The organism is Aquabacterium sp. TM01 (genome assembly GCF_057808345.1).
Map to the genome: position 1 here is coordinate 1139121 of NZ_AP046529.1, position 18736 is coordinate 1157856.

Annotated in this window: 15 protein-coding genes; 5 read left to right on the forward strand and 10 right to left on the reverse strand. The window is 64.8% G+C overall.

Translation table 11 applies throughout. The features are described from left to right. Positions 1-147: 147 nt before the first annotated feature. From AC3WW4_RS05280 to gyrA, 6 genes are all read right to left on the reverse strand, one after another. Positions 148-2193 (reverse strand): bifunctional 3-phosphoshikimate 1-carboxyvinyltransferase/cytidylate kinase, encoded by a 2046-nt coding sequence (locus AC3WW4_RS05280; protein WP_488827336.1) that lies wholly within the window; start codon positions 2191-2193, stop codon positions 148-150. A gap of 42 nt (positions 2194-2235) precedes the next feature. After that, entirely contained in the window at positions 2236-3120 is an 885-nt protein-coding gene (locus AC3WW4_RS05285) for a prephenate dehydrogenase (RefSeq protein ID WP_320366699.1), read from the reverse strand. 19 nt (positions 3121-3139) lie between these two features. Next, a complete protein-coding gene (gene pheA, locus AC3WW4_RS05290) occupies positions 3140-4264 on the reverse strand; it encodes a prephenate dehydratase (RefSeq protein WP_488827338.1) in 1125 nt (374 codons plus the stop codon). Beyond that, positions 4257-5363 (reverse strand): 3-phosphoserine/phosphohydroxythreonine transaminase, encoded by a 1107-nt coding sequence (gene serC, locus AC3WW4_RS05295; protein WP_488827339.1) that lies wholly within the window; start codon positions 5361-5363, stop codon positions 4257-4259. Before serC ends, pheA begins: the two co-directional genes overlap by 8 nt. Positions 5364-5446: 83 nt before the next feature. Continuing rightward, a complete protein-coding gene (locus AC3WW4_RS05300) occupies positions 5447-6040 on the reverse strand; it encodes a DUF2059 domain-containing protein (RefSeq protein ID WP_488827340.1) in 594 nt (197 codons plus the stop codon). Between the two features lie 75 nt (positions 6041-6115). Next, positions 6116-8758 (reverse strand): DNA gyrase subunit A, encoded by a 2643-nt coding sequence (gene gyrA / locus AC3WW4_RS05305; protein WP_488827341.1) that lies wholly within the window; start codon positions 8756-8758, stop codon positions 6116-6118. A 326-nt stretch (positions 8759-9084) separates the two neighbouring features. Between gyrA and ompA the strand changes: the two genes are divergently transcribed. After that, positions 9085-9720: an outer membrane protein OmpA gene (ompA, locus tag AC3WW4_RS05310; protein ID WP_488827342.1), complete on the forward strand. Its 636-nt coding sequence runs from the start codon at positions 9085-9087 to the stop codon at positions 9718-9720. Positions 9721-9836: 116 nt separating this feature from the next. Here ompA and AC3WW4_RS05315 read toward each other — a convergent pair whose 3' ends face one another. Together AC3WW4_RS05315 and AC3WW4_RS05320 are read right to left on the reverse strand one after the other, a co-directional pair. Then, positions 9837-11447: a GMC family oxidoreductase gene (locus AC3WW4_RS05315; protein WP_488827343.1), complete on the reverse strand. Its 1611-nt coding sequence runs from the start codon at positions 11445-11447 to the stop codon at positions 9837-9839. Further along, positions 11444-11980, reverse strand: coding sequence for a hypothetical protein (locus AC3WW4_RS05320; RefSeq protein WP_488827344.1), 537 nt, complete (start codon positions 11978-11980; stop codon positions 11444-11446). Before AC3WW4_RS05320 ends, AC3WW4_RS05315 begins: the two co-directional genes overlap by 4 nt. A gap of 275 nt (positions 11981-12255) precedes the next feature. Here AC3WW4_RS05320 and AC3WW4_RS05325 point away from each other — a divergent pair, with 275 nt between their 5' ends. From AC3WW4_RS05325 to AC3WW4_RS05340, 4 genes are all read left to right on the forward strand, one after another. Beyond that, positions 12256-13950: a long-chain-fatty-acid--CoA ligase gene (locus AC3WW4_RS05325; RefSeq protein WP_488827345.1), complete on the forward strand. Its 1695-nt coding sequence runs from the start codon at positions 12256-12258 to the stop codon at positions 13948-13950. A gap of 266 nt (positions 13951-14216) precedes the next feature. Next, entirely contained in the window at positions 14217-14951 is a 735-nt protein-coding gene (locus AC3WW4_RS05330; protein ID WP_488827346.1) for a hemerythrin domain-containing protein, read from the forward strand. Continuing rightward, the gene (locus AC3WW4_RS05335; protein WP_488827347.1) at positions 14948-15889 is read left to right on the forward strand and encodes a thiamine pyrophosphate-dependent dehydrogenase E1 component subunit alpha; all 942 of its coding nucleotides are present in this window, start codon (positions 14948-14950) and stop codon (positions 15887-15889) included. The genes AC3WW4_RS05330 and AC3WW4_RS05335 overlap by 4 nt, the downstream gene beginning before the upstream one ends. 13 nt (positions 15890-15902) lie before the next feature. Next, positions 15903-16895: an alpha-ketoacid dehydrogenase subunit beta gene (locus AC3WW4_RS05340; RefSeq protein ID WP_488827348.1), complete on the forward strand. Its 993-nt coding sequence runs from the start codon at positions 15903-15905 to the stop codon at positions 16893-16895. Here the strand turns inward: AC3WW4_RS05340 and AC3WW4_RS05345 are convergent. Continuing rightward, the gene (locus AC3WW4_RS05345) at positions 16877-18238 is read right to left on the reverse strand and encodes a GAF domain-containing protein (protein ID WP_488827349.1); all 1362 of its coding nucleotides are present in this window, start codon (positions 18236-18238) and stop codon (positions 16877-16879) included. The genes AC3WW4_RS05340 and AC3WW4_RS05345 overlap by 19 nt on opposite strands. Then, positions 18235-18726: a hypothetical protein gene (locus tag AC3WW4_RS05350; protein ID WP_488827350.1), complete on the reverse strand. Its 492-nt coding sequence runs from the start codon at positions 18724-18726 to the stop codon at positions 18235-18237. Before AC3WW4_RS05350 ends, AC3WW4_RS05345 begins: the two co-directional genes overlap by 4 nt. Positions 18727-18736: the final 10 nt, after the last annotated feature.

Here is an 18736-nt window from a genome sequence, read left to right on the forward strand (position 1 = left end):
TCAGATCGACAGGAACGACCAGAGCGGGTTGGGTTGAAGAACATGACAGTCAGGTCGACGAGGGGTCGACCCAGATTGCTCATGCCCTGGCCTGGCGGTCAGGGCCGGCTGTCACAGCCTTGTATCGGCCTGCTTCGCGTCGCGAACTCAATGTCCGGCGATCACGTGAGGCCAGCCTTCCACCCACCAACCCAGCACCGTGTCCATCGATTCTTCGATGGTGAGGGCGGAATTGTCGAGCTTGCGGGCATCTGCAGCAGGCACCAGAGGCGACACCGCGCGGGTACGATCCCGCAGGTCGCGCGCTTCCAAATCTGCGCAAATCTCTTCTAGATTAGCAGAAAAACCTTTTTGGATCAATTGGCGGTGCCGGCGCTCGGCACGCTCGGCGGCCGTGGCGGTCAGAAACACCTTGAGCGCGGCATCCGGGAAGATCACCGTGCCCATGTCGCGGCCATCGGCTACCAGGCCTGGCAGGCCGCGGAAGGCCTTTTGCAGCTCGACGAGGGCCTGGCGCAGACCAGGTACGGCGGAGATGCGCGAGGCGGTCTGGCCGACTTCCTCGCGGCGCAGCTCGGCGCTGACATCGCGGCCGGCCAGCCACACCTGCTCGCCGTCAAAACGCAGGCTGATGTCCGTGCCGACCTGACGGGCCAGGGCTTCCAGCGCCACGGCATCGTCCAGATCCACGTTTTGTTCGAGGGCCAGCAGCGCGGTGATGCGGTACAGCGAGCCGGAGTCCAGGAACTGGTATCCCAGGCGATGTGCCAGCGCGCTGGCCAGCGTGCCCTTGCCCGAGGCGGTGGGCCCGTCGACCGTGATCACGGGGATCAGGTCCGGATCGGTCTGGGCGACCTGGAACAGCGACTCGAAGTAATCGGGAAAGGTCTTGCCCACGCAACGCGGATCGTCGATGCGCACGGACACCGGCTTGCCCGCCACCGCCGTGGGTGCCAGCGGGTTGAACGCGGCCAGTGAAAAGCACATGGCCATGCGGTGATCGTCGTAGGTGTGGATGCTGCCGTGCTGCCAGGCGCCGGTGGCCGGTGGGGTCACTTCAATGAAGTCTTCACCCTCGACCACGGAGGCGCCCAGTTTGCGCAGCTCGCAGGCCATCGCGGCAATGCGGTCGGTTTCCTTTACGCGCCAGCTGGCGATGTTGCGCAGGCGGGTCGTGCCCTGGGCGTACAGCGCCATCACGGCCAGGGTCATGGCCGCATCGGGGATGTGGTTGCAGTCCATGTCCACGGCGGTCAGGGGCCAGGTGCCGCGGCGGATTTCCAGCCAGTTCGGGCCGGACGTGACTTGGGCGCCCATGGCTTGCGCGGCCTCGACGAAGCGGATGTCGCCCTGGATGGACGCCGCGCCCACGCCCTCGACGCGCACCGGCGTGTCGATGCCGGCGATGGCGCCCGCAGCGATGAAGTAGGACGCCGACGAGGCATCGGCCTCGACGTGGATCTGGCCAGGCGATTGGTAGCGGCTGCCCTGCGGGATGACGAAACGCTCCCAGCCCTGGCGCTCGACCTGGATGCCAAAGCGCGCCAGCAGGTTCAGCGTGATCTCGATGTAGGGCTTGGAAATCAGCTCGCCGACCACCTCGATGGTCAAGGCCTGTTGCTGCGAAACCAGCGGCAGGGCCAGCAGCAGGGCGGTCAGGAACTGGCTGGAGACGTCGCCGCGCACCTTGATGGGCGCCGACAGTGCCAGTTGCCCACCGGCCAGGCGCAGCGGCGGATAGCCCTCGGTGCCGGTGCACTCGATGGTGCAGCCCAGCGGACGCAAGGCATCGACCAGGTCACCAATCGGGCGTTCGTGCATGCGTGGCACGCCCGACAAGGTGAAGATGCCGCCTTGCGTGGCCGACAGCAGCGCCAAGGCGGCGGTCAGCGGGCGCATGGCCGTGCCAGCATTGCCCAGGAACAGGTCGGCTTCCTTGATGGTCAGTTGGCCGCCCAGGCCCGTGATGTGCACCGTGTCACCGTCTTGCTGCAGCTCGCAACCCAGCGTGCGCAGGGCTTCGAGCATCACATGGGTGTCGTCCGAGGCCAGCAGGTCGTGGACCACGGTCGTGCCTTCGCTCAGCCCGGCCAGCAGCAGCACCCGGTTGGAGATGCTCTTGGAGCCTGGCAGGCGCACGGTGCCGCCAGCAGACAGCAGCGGGGGGAGGTCAAGGAAGGCGGTGGTGTACATGCGAAAGGAAACTCGTGTGCCCCGCCCCAGGCGGGACAGGTCTCAGAGGCGGGAGACCGTGGATTTGGGATTCAGTTGCCACTGACTGCGGGAGGCCGACGCGGTGTCGATCAAGGCTTCCAGGGCAGGGCCATTCCAGTCCCGCATCTGGCGCTCCAGCTCTTCCAGGGCACCCCGGAAGGCTTCGGACTGACGCAGGATTTCTTCGCGGTTGGACAGCAGGATGTCACGCCAGATGGTGGGATCGCTCGCCGCAATCCGGCTGAAGTCGCGGAAACCCGGTCCGGCCAGCGACAGGTATTCCTGCCCGGCGGGCTGCTCGGCCATGGCATTCATGTAGGCAAAGGCCAGCAGGTGGGGCAGGTGGCTCACGGCGGCGAAAGCGGCGTCGTGGTGCTCGGGGCTCATCTTGAGCACCTGGCAGCCCACGGCTGCCCACACGTCGGTGGCTTTTTGCACCAGCACCGGGTCGGTCTGATGCAAGGGGGTCAGGATGACCTTGCGGCCCTGGTACAGGGTCGGGTCGGCATGCTCGATGCCCGCCACTTCACGCCCGGCGATCGGGTGGGCGGGCACAAAGGAGGGCAGGCGCTCTTTCAGCACGCGGCGGGCCGCATCGACCACATCACGCTTGGTCGAGCCCACGTCCATGAACAGCACGCCGGGGTTGACCAGGTGGCGAATCGACTTGAACGTGCCTTCACTGGCCGCCACGGGCACGGCAATCAGCACGATGTCGGAGCCGGAGACGGCCAACAAAGCCGACTCGGCCGCCACGTCGATCACGCCCAGGCGGCGTGCCTTCTCGACGGTCGAAGGTGATTTGCTGTAGCCGACGACCCGCTTGACCAGGCCGGCCTTTTTCAGGGCCAGGGCGAACGAGCCCCCCATGAGGCCACAGCCGATCAGGCCAAGTTGGTTGAACATGCTGCAAGATCCTTGGAGTTCAGTGCACGTCCAGCGGGAAGCTGCCGAGCACCTTGAAGAATGAACACTGGGCGCGCAGCTCCTGCAGGGCGGCGGCCACATTGTCCTGCGCCGGATGGCCGGCCAGGTCGATGAAGAATACGTAGTCCCAGTTGCCCGAACGCGCCGGACGCGATTCGAAGCGGGTCATGGACACCCCGTGGCGCTTGATCGGCACGAGCATGTCGTGCACTGCGCCCGGGCGATTGTCCACAGAGACGATCAGGCTGGTGCAATCGTGACCCGTTGGGGCCACGCCCACGTGAGGGCCGGGCCGGGTGACGATGACGAAGCGGGTCCGGTTGTGGGCCTCGTCCTGCACCGCCGCCTGCACGACATGCAGGCCGTACTGGGTGGCCGCGCGCTCACTCGCCAGCGCGGCGATGGTGGGGTCTTCGCCGGCCAGGCGTGCGCCTTCGGCATTGCTGGACACCGGGCGCCGCTCGGCGTTCGGCATGTTCTCGCTCAGCCAGTGTTGGCACTGGGCCAGGGCCTGGGGGTGGGCGCACACCACGGCGATGCCCTCGCGCGAAGGCACTTTGCGCAGCAGGTTGTGCGTCACCAGCAGGCTGGTTTCGCCCACGATGGTCAGCGGCGAGGCCAGCAACAGGTCGAGCGAGCGGGCCACCACGCCTTCGGTCGAGTTTTCGACCGGCACCACGCCGTAGTCGGCCGAGCCGGCGATGGTGGCGCGGAACACCTCATCGACCGATGGACAGGCCAGCGCGTCGATGGAAGAGCCGAAGTAGTTCAGTGTGGCCTGCTCGCTGAAGGTGCCAATGGGGCCGAGGAAGGCCACGCGTTGCTGGGCCTCCAGCGCGCGGCAGGCCGACATGATTTCGCGCCAGATGGGCGCCAGACTGCTTTCGCGTACCGGGCCGGGGTTCTGAGCCTTGACGCGGTCGATGACCTGGGCTTCGCGGTCCGGCCGGAAGACGGGCGAGCCATCGAGCTTCTTGACCTCGCCGACGGCCTGAGCCAGTCGGGCGCGCTGGTTGATCAGGGCAATCAGTTGCTGATCGACCGCGTCGATGCGCACGCGCAGGTCGGCGAGTTGGTCGTCGACCGGGCGATCGTCGGGCTGGAAATGCGCGGAATCAACCATGGCGTGCGGCAAAGGTCTTCATGTAAGCCACCAGGGCTTCGACGCCTGCCAGGGGCATGGCGTTGTAGATGGAGGCGCGCATCCCGCCCACGCTCTTGTGGCCCTTCAATTGCAGCAGCCCGGCTTCCTTGGCGCCGCTCAGGAAGGCGTCGTTGAGCGCGTCAGAGGGCAGGAAGAAGGGAATGTTCATACGCGAGCGGCAGTTGCCGGCCACCTTGTTGACATAGAAACCGGAGGCATCCACGTAATCGTAGAACAACTTGGCCTTGGCCACGTTGCGGGCCTCAATGGCCGCCAGGCCGGTGAGGTCGCCCTCGCGCTGGCGCTTGATCCACTGGAACACCAGGCCGGCCAGGTACCAGGGGTAGGTGGCAGGTGTGTTGTACATGGACGCGTTGTCGGCCACGATCTGGTAGTCGAAGGCCGAAGGCGTGATGGGCAGGGCGTGACCGATCAGGTCTTCGCGCACGATCACCAGGGTCAGGCCGGCTGGGCCGATGTTCTTCTGGGCGCCGGCATAAGCCAGGCCCACGCGCGACCAGTCGATGGGCCGCGAGACGATGTGCGAGGAGCAGTCGATCACCAGCGGGGCCTGGGTGCCCAGGGCCGCCAGATCGGGCAACTCGTGCATCTCCACCCCGTGGATGGTTTCGTTGCTGCACACATGCACGTAGGCCGCGTTGTCGCTGATCTGCCAGCTGCCGTAGTCGGGCAGGGTGGTGTGGTGATCGTCAGCGTTGCTGGCAGCGATGTGCACTTCGCAGTACTTGTGCGCTTCCTTGGCCGACTTTTGCGACCACGAACCCGTGATCACGTAATCGGCGCGGCCCCCGCGCGACAGGTTCATCGGCACGATCGCGTTTTCGGCGATGGCGCCGCCCTGCATGAACAGGATCTTGTGGGTGGCCGGCACCGAGAGGATCTCGCGCAGGTCGGCCTCGGCCTGCTGGGCAATGGAGGTGAACTCCTTGCCGCGGTGGCTCATCTCCATCACGCCCATGCCCGAACCGTGCCAGTCCAGCATCTCGCTGGCGGCCTGTTGCAGGACTTCTTCAGGCAGGGCGGCCGGGCCGGCTGAAAAATTGAAAGGGCGGGTCATGGGCACAATCCAGGCACAAACGGTGCGTCAGGCGGGAGTTCACGACGCCGGCGGCGGATGACCAGTCCGGCGTCGTCTCGGGTTTACTTCTTGGCGGCAGGCTTGGCAGCCGGCTTGCCCTCACCCTGGCTCAGCTTGCCGCCGGTGGCCTTGTCCAGGATGGCTCGGATGTTGGTTTCGGCCGCTTGCAGCTTGGGCGTGACCTGGGGGCGGGCGTCGGCGACGACCTTCTCCAGCAGGGCGTTGCTCATCTCGGGCAGCAGGCTCTGGTAGCGCTTGAGGACGGGCGACTCCAGCATGGCTTGCAGCTGCTTGAGCTCGTCTTCGCTGAACTTCTCTTCGTAGATGGGGCCCAGCACGCTGGTGCTCAGCTTGCCGGCGCTGGCACGCACGGCCGGAACGGCGCCATCCAGGTACTTCTTGATCTCCGCGTCCACCTGTTTGGCGGTGGCTTCACGCTTGTCTTCGGGCACGGCCTGCACCAAGACCTGGCGAGCGCCCATGGCCAGCTGGCGGGCGGGTTGTTCGGCCACGTTGCGCGACATGTCGTCCAGCGCGCCCTGCTGCGAGCTCAGGATCTTCTGAACGACGTCCTTCTTGTCAGCATGGGCCGACAGGGAGGTGGCGACCAGTGTGGTGGCCACAGCCATCGCCCATGCGGTTTTCTTCAGCGTCATCGTGTGTCCTTGCAATCCGGTAGAGGTGTGAAATCCCTCGTGGTCCGAGGGGGTGTCAGCCTTGGTGTGGTCCGATCAGCTTTCGGTTCCGTCCGCAGTATCGCCGGTGGTGTCTGCGTCGATGTCCTCGGCGTCGCTGGCACTGGCTTGCGCGTCGTTTTCAACGATGCGTTGCAGGCCGATCAGCTTGGCGCCCTCGTCCAGGGCGATCAGCGTCACGCCTTGCGTGGCACGGCCCAGTTCACGGATCTCGGCGACCCGGGTGCGCACCAGCACGCCCTTGTCGGTGATCAGCATGATCTCGTCTTCCGGGCGCACCAGGGTGGCCGCAACCACCTTGCCGTTGCGCTCGGACTGCTGGATGGCGATCATGCCCTTGGTGCCGCGACCGTGGCGGGTGTACTCGACGATGGAGGTGCGCTTGCCGTAGCCGTTCTCGGATGCGGTCAGCACGCTTTGGGTTTCGTCCTCGGCCACCAGCATGGCGATGACCGATTGGCCGTCTTCCAGCATCATGCCGCGCACGCCGCGGGCGCTGCGGCCCATCGGGCGCACGTCGTCTTCGTCAAAGCGCACGGCCTTGCCGCCGTCCGAGAACAGCATCACATCGTGCTTGCCGTCGGTCAGCGCAGCGCCCACCAGCACATCGCCCTCGTCCAGGCCCACGGCGATGATGCCGGCCTTGCGGGGGTTGCTGAAGTCGGTCAGCGGGGTCTTCTTGACGGTGCCCAGGCGCGTGGACATGAAGACGTAGTGGTCTTCCGGGAAGCTGCGGAACTCGCCGGTCAGCGGCAGCACCACGTTGATCTTCTCGTCCTTGTCCAGCGGGAACATGTTGACCATGGGCTTGCCGCGCGAGTTGCGCGAGCCCTGCGGCACTTCCCAGACCTTGATCCAGTAGACGCGACCGCGGTTGCTGAAGCACAGGATGTAGTCGTGCGTGTTGGCGATGAAGAGCTGGTCGATCCAGTCGTCTTCCTTCGTCGCCGTGGCCTGCTTGCCGCGACCGCCACGCTTTTGCGAGCGGTATTCGGACAGCGGCTGACTCTTGATGTAGCCGGTGTGCGAGATCGTCACCACCATGTCGGTGGGCGTGATCAGGTCTTCGGTGCCCAGCTCTTGCGCATTGTGCTCAATGGCCGAGCGGCGTGCGCCCAGCTTGGTCTGGCCGAACTCCTGGCGGATGGCCGCCAGCTCGTCGCCGATGATGACCGAGACGCGCTCAGGCTTGGCCAGGATGTCCAGCAGATCGGCGATCTGGGCCATGACGTCCTTGTACTCGCCGATGATCTTGTCCTGCTCCAGGCCGGTCAGGCGTTGTAGACGCATCTGCAAGATCTCGCCCGCCTGGTCTTCGGACAGGCGGTACAGACCGTCGGGCTGCATGCCAAAGCTCAGTGGCAGACCGTCCGGGCGGTACAACTGGGCATCGCCCTCGGTGCGAGACAGCATCTCGCGCACCAGGCCCGAGTCCCAGCTCTTGCTCATCAGCGCGGCCTTGGCCACCGGCGGGGTGGGCGAGGTCTTGATGGTCTCGATGAACTCGTCGATGTTGGCCAGCGCCACGGCCAGGCCTTCGAGCACGTGGCCGCGTTCGCGCGCCTTGCGCAGCTCGAACACGGTGCGGCGGGTGATGACCTCGCGGCGGTGCTCCAGGAAGACCGTGATCAGGTCCTTGAGGTTGCACAGCTTGGGCTGGCCGTCGATCAGGGCCACCATGTTGATGCCGAAGGTGTCCTGCAACTGCGTCTGCTTGTACAGATTGTTGAGGATGACTTCGGGCACTTCGCCGCGCTTGAGCTCGATCACCACACGCATGCCGGACTTGTCGGACTCGTCCTGAATGTGGCTGATGCCTTCGATCTTCTTCTCGTTGACCAGCTCGGCGATGCGCTCAAGCAAGGTCTTCTTGTTCACCTGGTACGGGATCTCGTCAACGATGATCGCCTGGCGATCACCCTTGCCAATGTCCTCGAAGTGCACGCGGGCACGCATGACCACGCGACCCCGGCCGGTGCGGTAGCCATCGCGCACGCCCGACATGCCGTAGATGATGCCGGCAGTCGGGAAGTCGGGCGCCGGGATGATCTCCATCAACTCGTCGATCGAGCAGTCCGGGTTCTTGAGCGAGTGCAGGCAGGCGTCAACGACCTCGTTGAGGTTGTGCGGCGGAATATTGGTGGCCATGCCCACCGCGATGCCGGCCGAGCCGTTGATCAGCAGATTGGGCAGGCGGGCCGGCAATACCAGCGGCTCTTTTTCGGAGCCGTCGTAGTTCGGGCCGAAATTGACCGTTTCCTTGTCGATATCGGCCAGCATTTCGTGGGCGATTTTGGACAGGCGGATTTCGGTATATCGCATGGCGGCGGCGCTGTCGCCGTCGACCGAGCCGAAGTTGCCCTGGCCGTCGACCAGCATGTGGCGCAGCGAAAAGTCTTGGGCCATGCGCACGATGGTGTCGTACACCGCCAAGTCGCCGTGCGGGTGATATTTACCAATGACGTCACCAACGATACGGGCCGACTTCTTGTAAGGGCGGTTCCAGTCGTTGTTGAGTTCGTGCATCGCGAACAGCACGCGACGGTGAACGGGCTTGAGGCCATCACGGGCATCGGGCAGGGCCCGGCCCACGATCACGCTCATCGCGTAATCGAGGTAAGAACGCCGCATCTCCTCTTCGAGGCTGATGGGCAGGGTTTCCTTGGCGAATTGCGTCATGCGTGCTTCACGGTGAGAAGGGACATCCGGACGGAGGTGGCCATCGGGTCGTCATGGACTTCTACGGGTGCCGACCAGACGGGCTGTCTGGGCAGCACGGAAAGGATCATTGTAATTGGCCGATCATGTCGCCGTCGCGCAACAATCCAGGGGTGGGGAGACTTCCCTCGTGTTCTCGCTTCATCAGTCAAAGTCACTATGGCACAATGATTTCGTAATGTGCCCTTGGTCTAGGCCTTGGGCGTCCGGCACCATTTCGGTTCGGTCTGTTGCCCGTTAAGGGTGCTTCGCAGTGAAATGCTGCGTCTATATACGTGAGGACTCGCATGATCAAGCTCAATCAAGTCGCTGCTCTGTTCGCTACCGCTGCTCTGGCCGGTGGTGCTTTTGCCCAAACCGTGGACAACTGGCGTGGTACCGACGGCACCGTGTGGAAGAACGGCACGAACGAGTACTGCTGGCGTGACGCCAACTGGACCCCGGCGACCGGCGTTCAAGGCTGCGATGGCGTGCCTGCTCCCGTGGCTCCCGCTCCTGCTGCCGCTCCGGCTCCTGCCGCCGCACCGGCTCCGGTGGCTGCCCCCGCCGCTCCTGCTGCTCCTGCCACCGAAAAGGTGAGCTTCGCTGCTGACGCCTTCTTCGACTTCAACAAGACTGCTCTGAAGCCCGAAGGCAAGGCCAAGCTGGACGATCTGGCTGACAAGGTCAAGGGTCTGAATCTGGAAGTCGTGATCGCTGTGGGTCACACCGACTCCGTCGGTTCTGACGCTTACAACGACAAGCTGTCGGTCAAGCGTTCGGAAGCCGTCAAGTCCTACCTGGCTGGCAAGGGCATCGACGCTTCCAAGATCTACACCGAAGGCAAGGGCGAAAAGCAACCCGTGGCTGACAACAAGTCTGCCGAAGGCCGCGCCAAGAACCGTCGCGTCGAAATCGAAGTCGTCGGCACCCGCAACAAGTAATTGTGGCGCTGCGCAGGTGGCCCCAACGGGTCACCGTGACGCGACAAAAAACCCCGCCTCGGCGGGGTTTTTTCATTTGTGGGCATCGCGCGAGACGAGCGCGATGCCCCGTGTGCTCAGGCCAGTACCACGTCCTTGCCACTCAGGCGCTTGGCCAGTTGGGTGGCCAGACGGTTGGCGGTGCCATAGATCGAGAGTTGCGGGTTGGCGCCAATGCTGGTCGGGAACACCGAGCCGTCGTGCACCGACAGGTTGTCGAGTTGCCAGTGCACGCCGTCGGGACGCACCACGCCCAAGGCTGCGGTGCTCGCCATGCCACAGCCGCCCATGACGTGGGCGCTGCCTGCGCCGGTCAGCAAGGGCTTCATGTCGAAGGCGGCGATGGCCGCCTTGGCGGCCGCCCAGGTGCTGTAGTCCTCGCTCTGCTCATGGAAAGGGCGCACCACCTTCGCACCTGCCGCGAACTGGATCTCGGCCATGGCCAGCATCGAGCGACGGAACCCGTCGAGCACGTAGTCGGTCAGAGGGTAGTCCAGCACGGGGGAGCCATCAAGGTGAATGCGCACCTTGCCGCCCGCCGACTCGGGGTGGAAACCGTCCCGCATCAGCGACAACATCATCTGCGTGTGAGGATACTGCTGGAAACGCGTCATCAGGCGCTGACCGTGCCCCCCCATGAGGATGGAGGCCATGCCGGGGTGCAGGGGAGCGGCCTCGACCTTGAAGCCGATCGGGCCCTGCAGCGGCGCATCGTGGACGAAGTGGTCTGAGTACAGCGATTGCGGGGCACCTTGCCAGCCCTCAATCCGTTCGTTGAAAATGCCAGCCGAAAAGCTCACCGGATGCAAGAAGGTGCGACCGCCCAGCAGACCGTGGGGATCGGGGGCGTCGGAGCGGCGCAGCAGTGCGGGGGAGTTGATGGCGCCACCGGCCACCACGTAGTGCTTGGCGACCACGCGCATGGTCTGATCGGACACCTTGTCACCATTGAGGCGGATGGGTACGCAAACCAAGCCCTTGACTTGGCCTTTCTCGATGTCGAGTTTGTGGGCGCGGGTCTGGTAGAACAACCGGGCGCCCGCGTTGAGCGCGCTGGGAATGGACGTCACCAGCATGGATTGCTTGGCGTTGGTCGGGCAACCCAGACCGCAGGAGCCGAGGTTCCAGCAGCCTTTCACATTGCGTGGGATGACGGCCGACGAGATGCCCAGCTTGGCCGCACCGGTGCGGATCACCTCGTTGTTGGGGTTGGGCGGGATGGTCCACGGCGCCATGTTCAGCCGGCGTTCGGCCTGCTCGAACCAGGGGGCCATGGCCTCGGTGGTGAAGTCGCGCAGGCCATACACCTCTTGCCAATGGCGCAGCGTGCTGTTCGGGGTGCGGAAGGAGCTGGTCCAGTTGATGACGGTGGTACCGCCCACGCAGCGGCCTTGCATGATGCTGATGGCGCCGTCCATGGTGCGGCGCGCGGCCGACTCTTGATAGAGGGTGCGATAGGCCTCGGACTCTTTCTGATTGAAGTCGGAGCTGGTGCGCAGGGGGCCTTCTTCGATCAGGACCACGTCCAGTCCGGCGCGGGTGAGCAACTCGGCAGTGATGCCGGCGCCGGCACCCGTGCCGACGATGACCACGTCACATTGAATCTGACGGGGCAGGCCTTGTTCGCCATGGGTGGCTTTCCAGCCACGCGCCAGGCCGTCGCGGAAGGGGTCGGGAAGCTTGCTCATACGTCGAGGGGGCCGGGGTAGCCGGTCAGGGGCCAGTTGGCGCTGTTGGAGAAAAAGCTCATGCAGGTCAGTCCCCGCACGACCTGGTAAGTCAGGCGCTGCGTGGGCAGGGGGTTGATGCGCATGGTGTCGAGGGCGCGTTCGATCTGGGCATCGCTGGCGTCGCGCCAGGAGTGACCCAGGTCGGTCAGCATGTAGCGGGTCGGAGCGTTGCCCAGCAATCCGAGGACAGCGTTGACCTGAATCTGCATCACGGCGGGGGTGCCGCGAATGAAGTCTTCCAGGTTGTCGAGGTGGGCCTCAAGGGTGGCGGCGCGCAAGGCGGCGTCCTGGGGCAGCATGGGGCCCAGGATGCCGCGGGCGAGGCCATGGCACACGTCCCGACCATGCGCAGTGAGCTTGCCGTCGCGCAGGCCACGGTGCCAGAACACCATGCCGCCCAGGGTGGCGCCCACTGCGCCAATGGCCAGAGCGGTCTTCAGAAACCAGCGTCGCTTGGGCATCAAGGGGTGGTCTATGGCGCGGTCAACCATGGGGTGAGTTTCCTTGCGGAGTTTTCAAATAGGAAACATTGTGAGTCAAATTGATGTTGGCGTGGGATGTGGTGACTTGGCGTAAACCCCCGCCTGAAGGGGGCGGAAAGTCACCTGTTCAGGTGGCGTTCATCAAAAAAGAAACGCCTGTGATGCGCTTCGAGGGTGAACCCTGGGGCGCGAGTGTTGCAGAATTCATGCAGCACTGGAGCGGATGCTCTGGCTGCTGCATTGGCATTGAATTCAGCCGTAACCGATCAGACTAGAGGACGACGATGACGAGTACCAAACCCTGGCTTGCCCACTACGAACCAGGCGTGCCCGCCGAAATCAATCCCGAAGAGTATTCCTCGTTGGCCGACCTGCTGGACCAGTCGTTCAAGCAGTTCGCGCAGCGCGACATGGCTTCCTTCATGGGGGTGCACTGGACCTTCCGTCAGATCGATGAGATGTCCAATGCCATGGCCGCGTGGCTGCAGGCCCAGGGCCTGGCCAAGGGTGCCCGTGTGGCACTGATGATGCCCAACGTGCCTCAGTACGTGGTGGCCATTGCCGCCGTGCTGCGTGCCGGTTATGTGGTCGTCAACGTCAACCCGCTCTACACCCCGCGCGAACTGGAACACCAGCTCAAGGATTCGGGCGCCGAGGCCATCGTCATCCTCGAGAACTTCGCCACCACCCTGCAAGAGGTTGTCGCCCGCACCCCGATCAAGCGCATCGTGTTGGCCTCGATGGGCGACATGCTGCCTTTCCTGAAGGGCACGCTGGTCAACTTCGTGGTGCGCAACGTCAAGAAGATGGTGCCGGCCTACAGCCTGCCCAACAATGCCAAGTGCACCCTGACCCCCTTCAAGGACGTTGTGGCCAAGGGCCGTTCGCTGAAGTACACCCGTCCGGCGCTCAAGCCCACCGATGTGGCCTTCCTGCAGTACACCGGTGGCACCACGGGCGTGTCCAAGGGCGCCACGCTGTTGCACCGCAATGTGGTGGCCAACATCCTGCAAAACGAAGCCTGGTTCAAGCCCGAGCTGAGCAAGCTGGGCAGCGCTCCCCTGGTGGCGGTCTGCGCGCTGCCGCTGTATCACATCTTCTCGCTGACGGTGTGCTACTTCATGGGCGCTCGCCTGGGTTCCATGAACATCCTGATTCCGAACCCGCGCGACTTGCCGGCCGTGATCAAGACCCTGAGCGCCTACAAGGTCAACCAGTTCCCGGCGGTGAACACCTTGTTCAACGCGCTGGCCAACCATCCTGATTTCGCCAAGCTGGACTTCTCCGGCCTGAAGGTGTCGATGGGTGGTGGCATGGCCGTGCAACAGGCCACGGCCGAAGCCTGGAAGAAGATCACCGGTTGCCCCATCGTCGAAGGCTATGGCCTGTCGGAAACCTCGCCGGTGGCCACGGCCAACCGCCTGGACAACACCGAGTTCAACGGCTCGATCGGCTATCCGCTGCCCTCGACCGAAGTGGCGATCTTGGACGACGATGGCAACCACCAGCCCATCGGCGGCGTGGGCGAAATTTCCATCCGTGGTCCTCAGGTGATGGCAGGCTACTGGCAGCGTGACGACGAGACGGCGAAGGTCATGACCTCCGACGGTTTCTTCCGCACTGGTGACATCGGCATCATGGACGAGCGCGGCCAGGTTCGCATCGTGGACCGCAAGAAGGACATGATCCTGGTGTCGGGCTTCAACGTGTACCCCAACGAGGTCGAGCAGGTGGTCAACCTGCACCCAGGCGTGCTGGAATGCGCGGCCGTGGGCGTGCCCGATGCCAAGGCTGGCGAGGCGGTGAAGCTGTTCGTGGTGCGCAAGGACACGACGCTGACCGAAGAGGCGCTCAAGGCCTATTGCCACGAGCAGCTGACCGGCTACAAGTGCCCCAAGTACATCGAGTTCCGCACCGACCTGCCCAAGACCAACGTGGGCAAGATCCTGCGTCGCGAACTGCGCGACGAGAAGAAATAACCGAGGCGACCGGCTGGGGGCACGACCCCTGCTGGTGACCGAGGAGGCAAGCAGAAGGCCGCTGTCCCCGAGAGGGGCAGCGGCTTTTTTGCGTACCACCGCACTTGGGGTCCTACCATGGAGGGCGTCCTCTTGGGGGGATATGAGACCTTTAAGGATTGCTGAAGAAGCATTTACGAAACGGATCGGGGCACTTTTCCTACAGTGGTTTGCGTCAACCACAACAGCTCGGCTGTGGAGCCGGGCAAACCTCAGGAAGAGCCATCATGACCACTGACCGTTTCACTTCAGATGCTGACCTCATCGTCTCGTCGCGTTTCAATCTCTACCAGGCCGTGCACAAGGGCATGCGCGCTTTCATGGTTGATACCTTGGTCCGGGTGGGCCACATCGATGCCGCAGACTGGCAGGAGTGCATGGACTGCGCCGAACAGGTGCACACGCTGTTGCATGTGTGTGGAGAGCATGTGGCCCACGAGAACCGCTTCATCCACCCGGTCATGGAGCGCCACGCGCCGGGCAGTGCCGGCCATGCCGAATCAGACCATGCTGATCACCTGGCGGGTATCTCGGCCTTGCGCGCGCGGCTGGCGCTGGCCACATCGGCATCGCCGCAGGAGCGTGACGCGCATTGGCTGGGGCTGTATCACGAGATGAGCCACTTCGTCGCCGAGAATCTGGCGCACATGCTGCTGGAGGAGCACTCGCACAATGCCGTGCTGTGGCAGCACCTCAGCGACCAGGAGCTGGTCGCCTTGCACGATGAGCTGGTGGCGAGCATTCCGCCCGACGAGATGGCGGTGCATTTCCGCTGGATCTTGCCCAGCGTATCGCATGCCGAACGCGTGGGTATGTTGCAGGGGATGCGTCAAGGCATGCCCCCTGAGGTCTTTGCCTCGCAGCTGGACATGGCCCGTCCGCTGCTGCAGGCGCGCGACTGGCTCAAACTCAAGGCGGCTTTCCAGGGAGAGCTCGCCGTGCCCCAGGAGATGCTGGCATGACCCCGCGCGAGATGTTGCGGCAGATGCTGCGGGTGCGATCCTATGAAGAGCGTGTGGCGGCACTTCAGGCGCAGGGGCCCTTTCCGATGACGTGTTCCTCGCAGGGGCAGGAAGCCAGTGCCGTCGGTGTGGTGGCGGCGCTGCGACCCGAGGACCGCATCCTGACCAACCATCGAAGCGCGGCCCATTTGATCGCCCGGGGGGCGGATCCGACGCGCATCCTCGCCGAGGTCATGGGCAAGGCGACGGGCTATTGCCAGGGCAAGAGTGGGTCGCTGCACATTTCGGTGGCCGAGCTGGGCGTGGTGCTGACGTCGACCATCGTGGGCGGTGAGCTGTCGATGGCGCCGGGCGTGGCCCTGGCGCGCAAGATGGGACGTGAACCTGGCATCACCGTGTGCTTCTTCGGGGATGGCGCGGCCTGTGAAGGGATCTTCCACGAGTCGCTGAATCTGGCCACCGTCTGGCAGTTGCCGATCCTGTATGTCTGCGAGAACAACCAGTGGCAGGCGTTCGTACGTCGGCAGGAAACGATGCTCACCGAGCATGTCAGCGCCTGGGGGGCGGGCTACGGCTTGCCTTGTCAAACCGTGGATGGCAATGATGTGCAGGCGGTACATGACGCCGCCCGGCATGCGGTGGACACCATCCGCGCCACGGGTCAGCCTTATCTGCTGGAGACCTTGACCTACCGTCAGCGCGGTCATTACTCGGGTGACACCGAAGTGCACATCACGGCGCAAGAGCGCGACCCCTGGCTGGCCCGAGACCCGATCCAACGCCAGATCAGCCGCCTGCTGGGCGGGGGCACGCTCACGGAGCAGGCGCTCAGTGAGTTGCAAGACGCGGTGCACGTCGAACTCGACGCCGCTGTGCGGCAGGCGCAGGCCGCACCCTATCCCGCGCCGGAGGCGCTGTGCACCGATGTGTACGCCTGAGGAGGATGCAACGATGACCACAACGACCGCACACGAGGCGCTGTACCGCGCCTTGTCCGAAGAGATGCAGCGAGATGCGCGCGTGATGCTCATGGGCGAGGGCGTGGCCACGCTGCACCCCGATCTGGTCGAGGCCTTCGGGACCGAGCGGGTGCGCAACACGCCGCTGTCCGAAGCAATCGTGGCGGGGTGCGCCGTGGGTGCGGCGGCCAGTGGCCTGCGTCCGGTGGTGGACATGCTGTATGCACCGTTTCTGACCTACGCGATGGATGCGATCGTCAACAGCGCGGGCAAGTTGCGCTACATGTCAGGCGGGCAGTTCGCCTTTCCGCTGGTGGTGCTGGCCAATACCGGCGCCGGCTGGGGCGTGGGGGCACAGCACTCGCACAACCTGGAGGCGTGGTTTGTACACAGCCCCGGGCTGAAGGTGGTGATGCCGTCCACCCCGGCGGATTTCTACGGTCTACTCAAGAGCGCGATCCGCGATGACAACCCGGTGGTCTTCCTCAATGACATGACCTTGTTGCACCAGCCGGGTGACCTCACGGACGAAGCGGAGGCGGGCCTGGTGCCGATCGGGCGCGCCGCCGTGCGCCGACCGGGCAGCGACGTCACTTTGGTCTCCTATGCCAAGACGGCGCACACTTGCCTGGTCGCCGCCCACACGCTGGCCCAGCAGGGCATCGAGGCCGAGGTGCTGGACCTGCGCAGCCTCAAGCCGCTGGACATGGGCACCGTGCTGCCGTCGGTGCGGCGCACGGGGCGACTGGTGGTGGTGCATGAAGCCGGCCCGTTGTGCAGCGTGGGCGCCGAGGTGGCGGCCCAGGTGGCCGAACGGGTCTTCGATGCTTTGAAGGCCCCGGTGCGCCGCCTCAGCAGTCCCGATGTGCCGACGCCCGCCAGTCATCCACTGGAACAGGCTTTTGTGCCGCAGGCCGCGCAGATTATGCAGACCGTGCAGGAGTTGCTGGGTGTGCCCGCCGAGGCTCAGCTCTCCACGAGCTGAGTCGTCAACGTTCGCGAGACCTGGAGTTGGAAGCGGCCCCGCCCGGTCTTGTGCATGCGGATGAAGTCGGTGCGCTCGGCCAGGCGGCGTTGCAGCAGCACCAGGCGCGCCTCCAGGTTGTCGGCGATGTCGGGCAGGGCCAGGTCCGGGGCCAGCCGCAGCTCACGGTTGGTGAACTGGTCGCGGCCTTCTTGCTGAATCACCTGCAGGAGCTTCCAGAAGATGGCGCCGGCCACACCCTTGATGAGGTAGTCCTCGTCCAGAAAGATGCTGTGGTCGGCCTTGAAACAGCGCACGCGCACGGGTTTGTCGGACGCCGGCCCCCGCGTGGCGTGTGGCTGTGGTGTCCGCGGCGACTCATCCGGCGTCGGATCGACGGCTGCCGTGCAGGCGAGGTTGCGGGCCATCCAGGCGAACTGATGTGCCAGGATCTGCAGCATGTCCTCCTCGTCGTAGGAGAAGCGCAGGTCCTCGGGGCTTTCGACGTAGAGCACGCCGTACAGGGTCTGGCCGGCCAGGATGGGCACGGCGAGCTGGCTGCGGCTTTCCGGCAGACCGGGCATGGGAATGGCGGTCTCCAGGTGGTGATGCAGCCCCAGGGCTTCGGCACTGTCGCGCACGGCCTTGCCGTAGGTGTACTCGCTGGTCATGTGCGAGATGCGGATGGGCGTGCGCTCGCGTGCGGCCACCCCGATCACGCCATGCCCGATCGGAATCTCGGAGCCGACCCCGCTGGTCGGGTAGCCGCGGCTGGCCACGGTGAACAGGCGCTCACCCGATTCATCGAGCTTGAGGATCATCGTGTGATCAATCTGGGCCACGTTCTGCAAGGCGGAGAGGGTGTTGTCCAGCAGCTCATCGAGGTCCTGGCTGCCATCCAGCAGGGTGCTCATCTGGCGCAGGCGCGGCAGCGAGTCAGATGCCGTGGTGGCCAGTACGCTCGGTGGCGCGTGGGTCTCCATCTGCTCGACCACGTAGATGTCCGCACCCAGCAGGCGGAAGACATCGGCCATGCCGGTGTGGGAGGCGATCCCGGCCAGTTTGGCTTTCATGCTCTCGAACAGTGGGCCGCTGGTTTCGGTGCGCAGGTAGCGGACGTGCAGGCGGTGGCCGGCGCCGGTGAACGGGTCCACCACTTTCAGGACGGCGTTCGGATTGGCCAGGATGTTCTGGCGGGTTTTGTTGAAGAACTGGAAGGTGGTGGCGAGGTGCTGGCGGTCGACATACTGCACCTGCGACAGGTAGGCGATGTTGGGCGTGCCGTCGGACGCGCAGGTGGCCAAGGTGCTGGGGATGGCACCTTCAAAACAGGTGCGCAACGGGCTGATGTTGACGCTGTTCATGCCGCCTCCTGCCCGACAGGCTGGCCGGCCCGAGGGCCAGGGGTCTGCTCGAACACGGCCTCTGGCTGGAAGCTGATGGCGACCATCTGGCCGACATCGACCGCCATGTAGGCCTCGGCAAAGGGGCGCGGGTAGCCCAGGGCAACGATGCCGTCGATGAAGGCATCGCGGTAGCGCTGTATGTCGAGCATGTCGTCGGCGCTGGCCGCGGACAGTGCGATCTGTCGCCCCTTGATCTGCAGGGCGGCTTCGGTTTCAGGCAGGCAGAACACCACCGCGATCACGTCCTGCGCCAGGACATCCTGCAAGAGCTGGCGGGCTTCTTCGCGGCGCACGAACAAGGTCAGGCGCTGGCGATCAGGTGAGGCGCGGCAGGCGAAGCCGCGGCATGAACTAGGGCGGTGGTCTGCCGAGGCAGAGGCCAGGTCAATGGCCACCTCCCGCTCGATGAACGCGACGGTGGGGTCGGTGAGCAAAGTGGCGGACATGGTGGCGAGC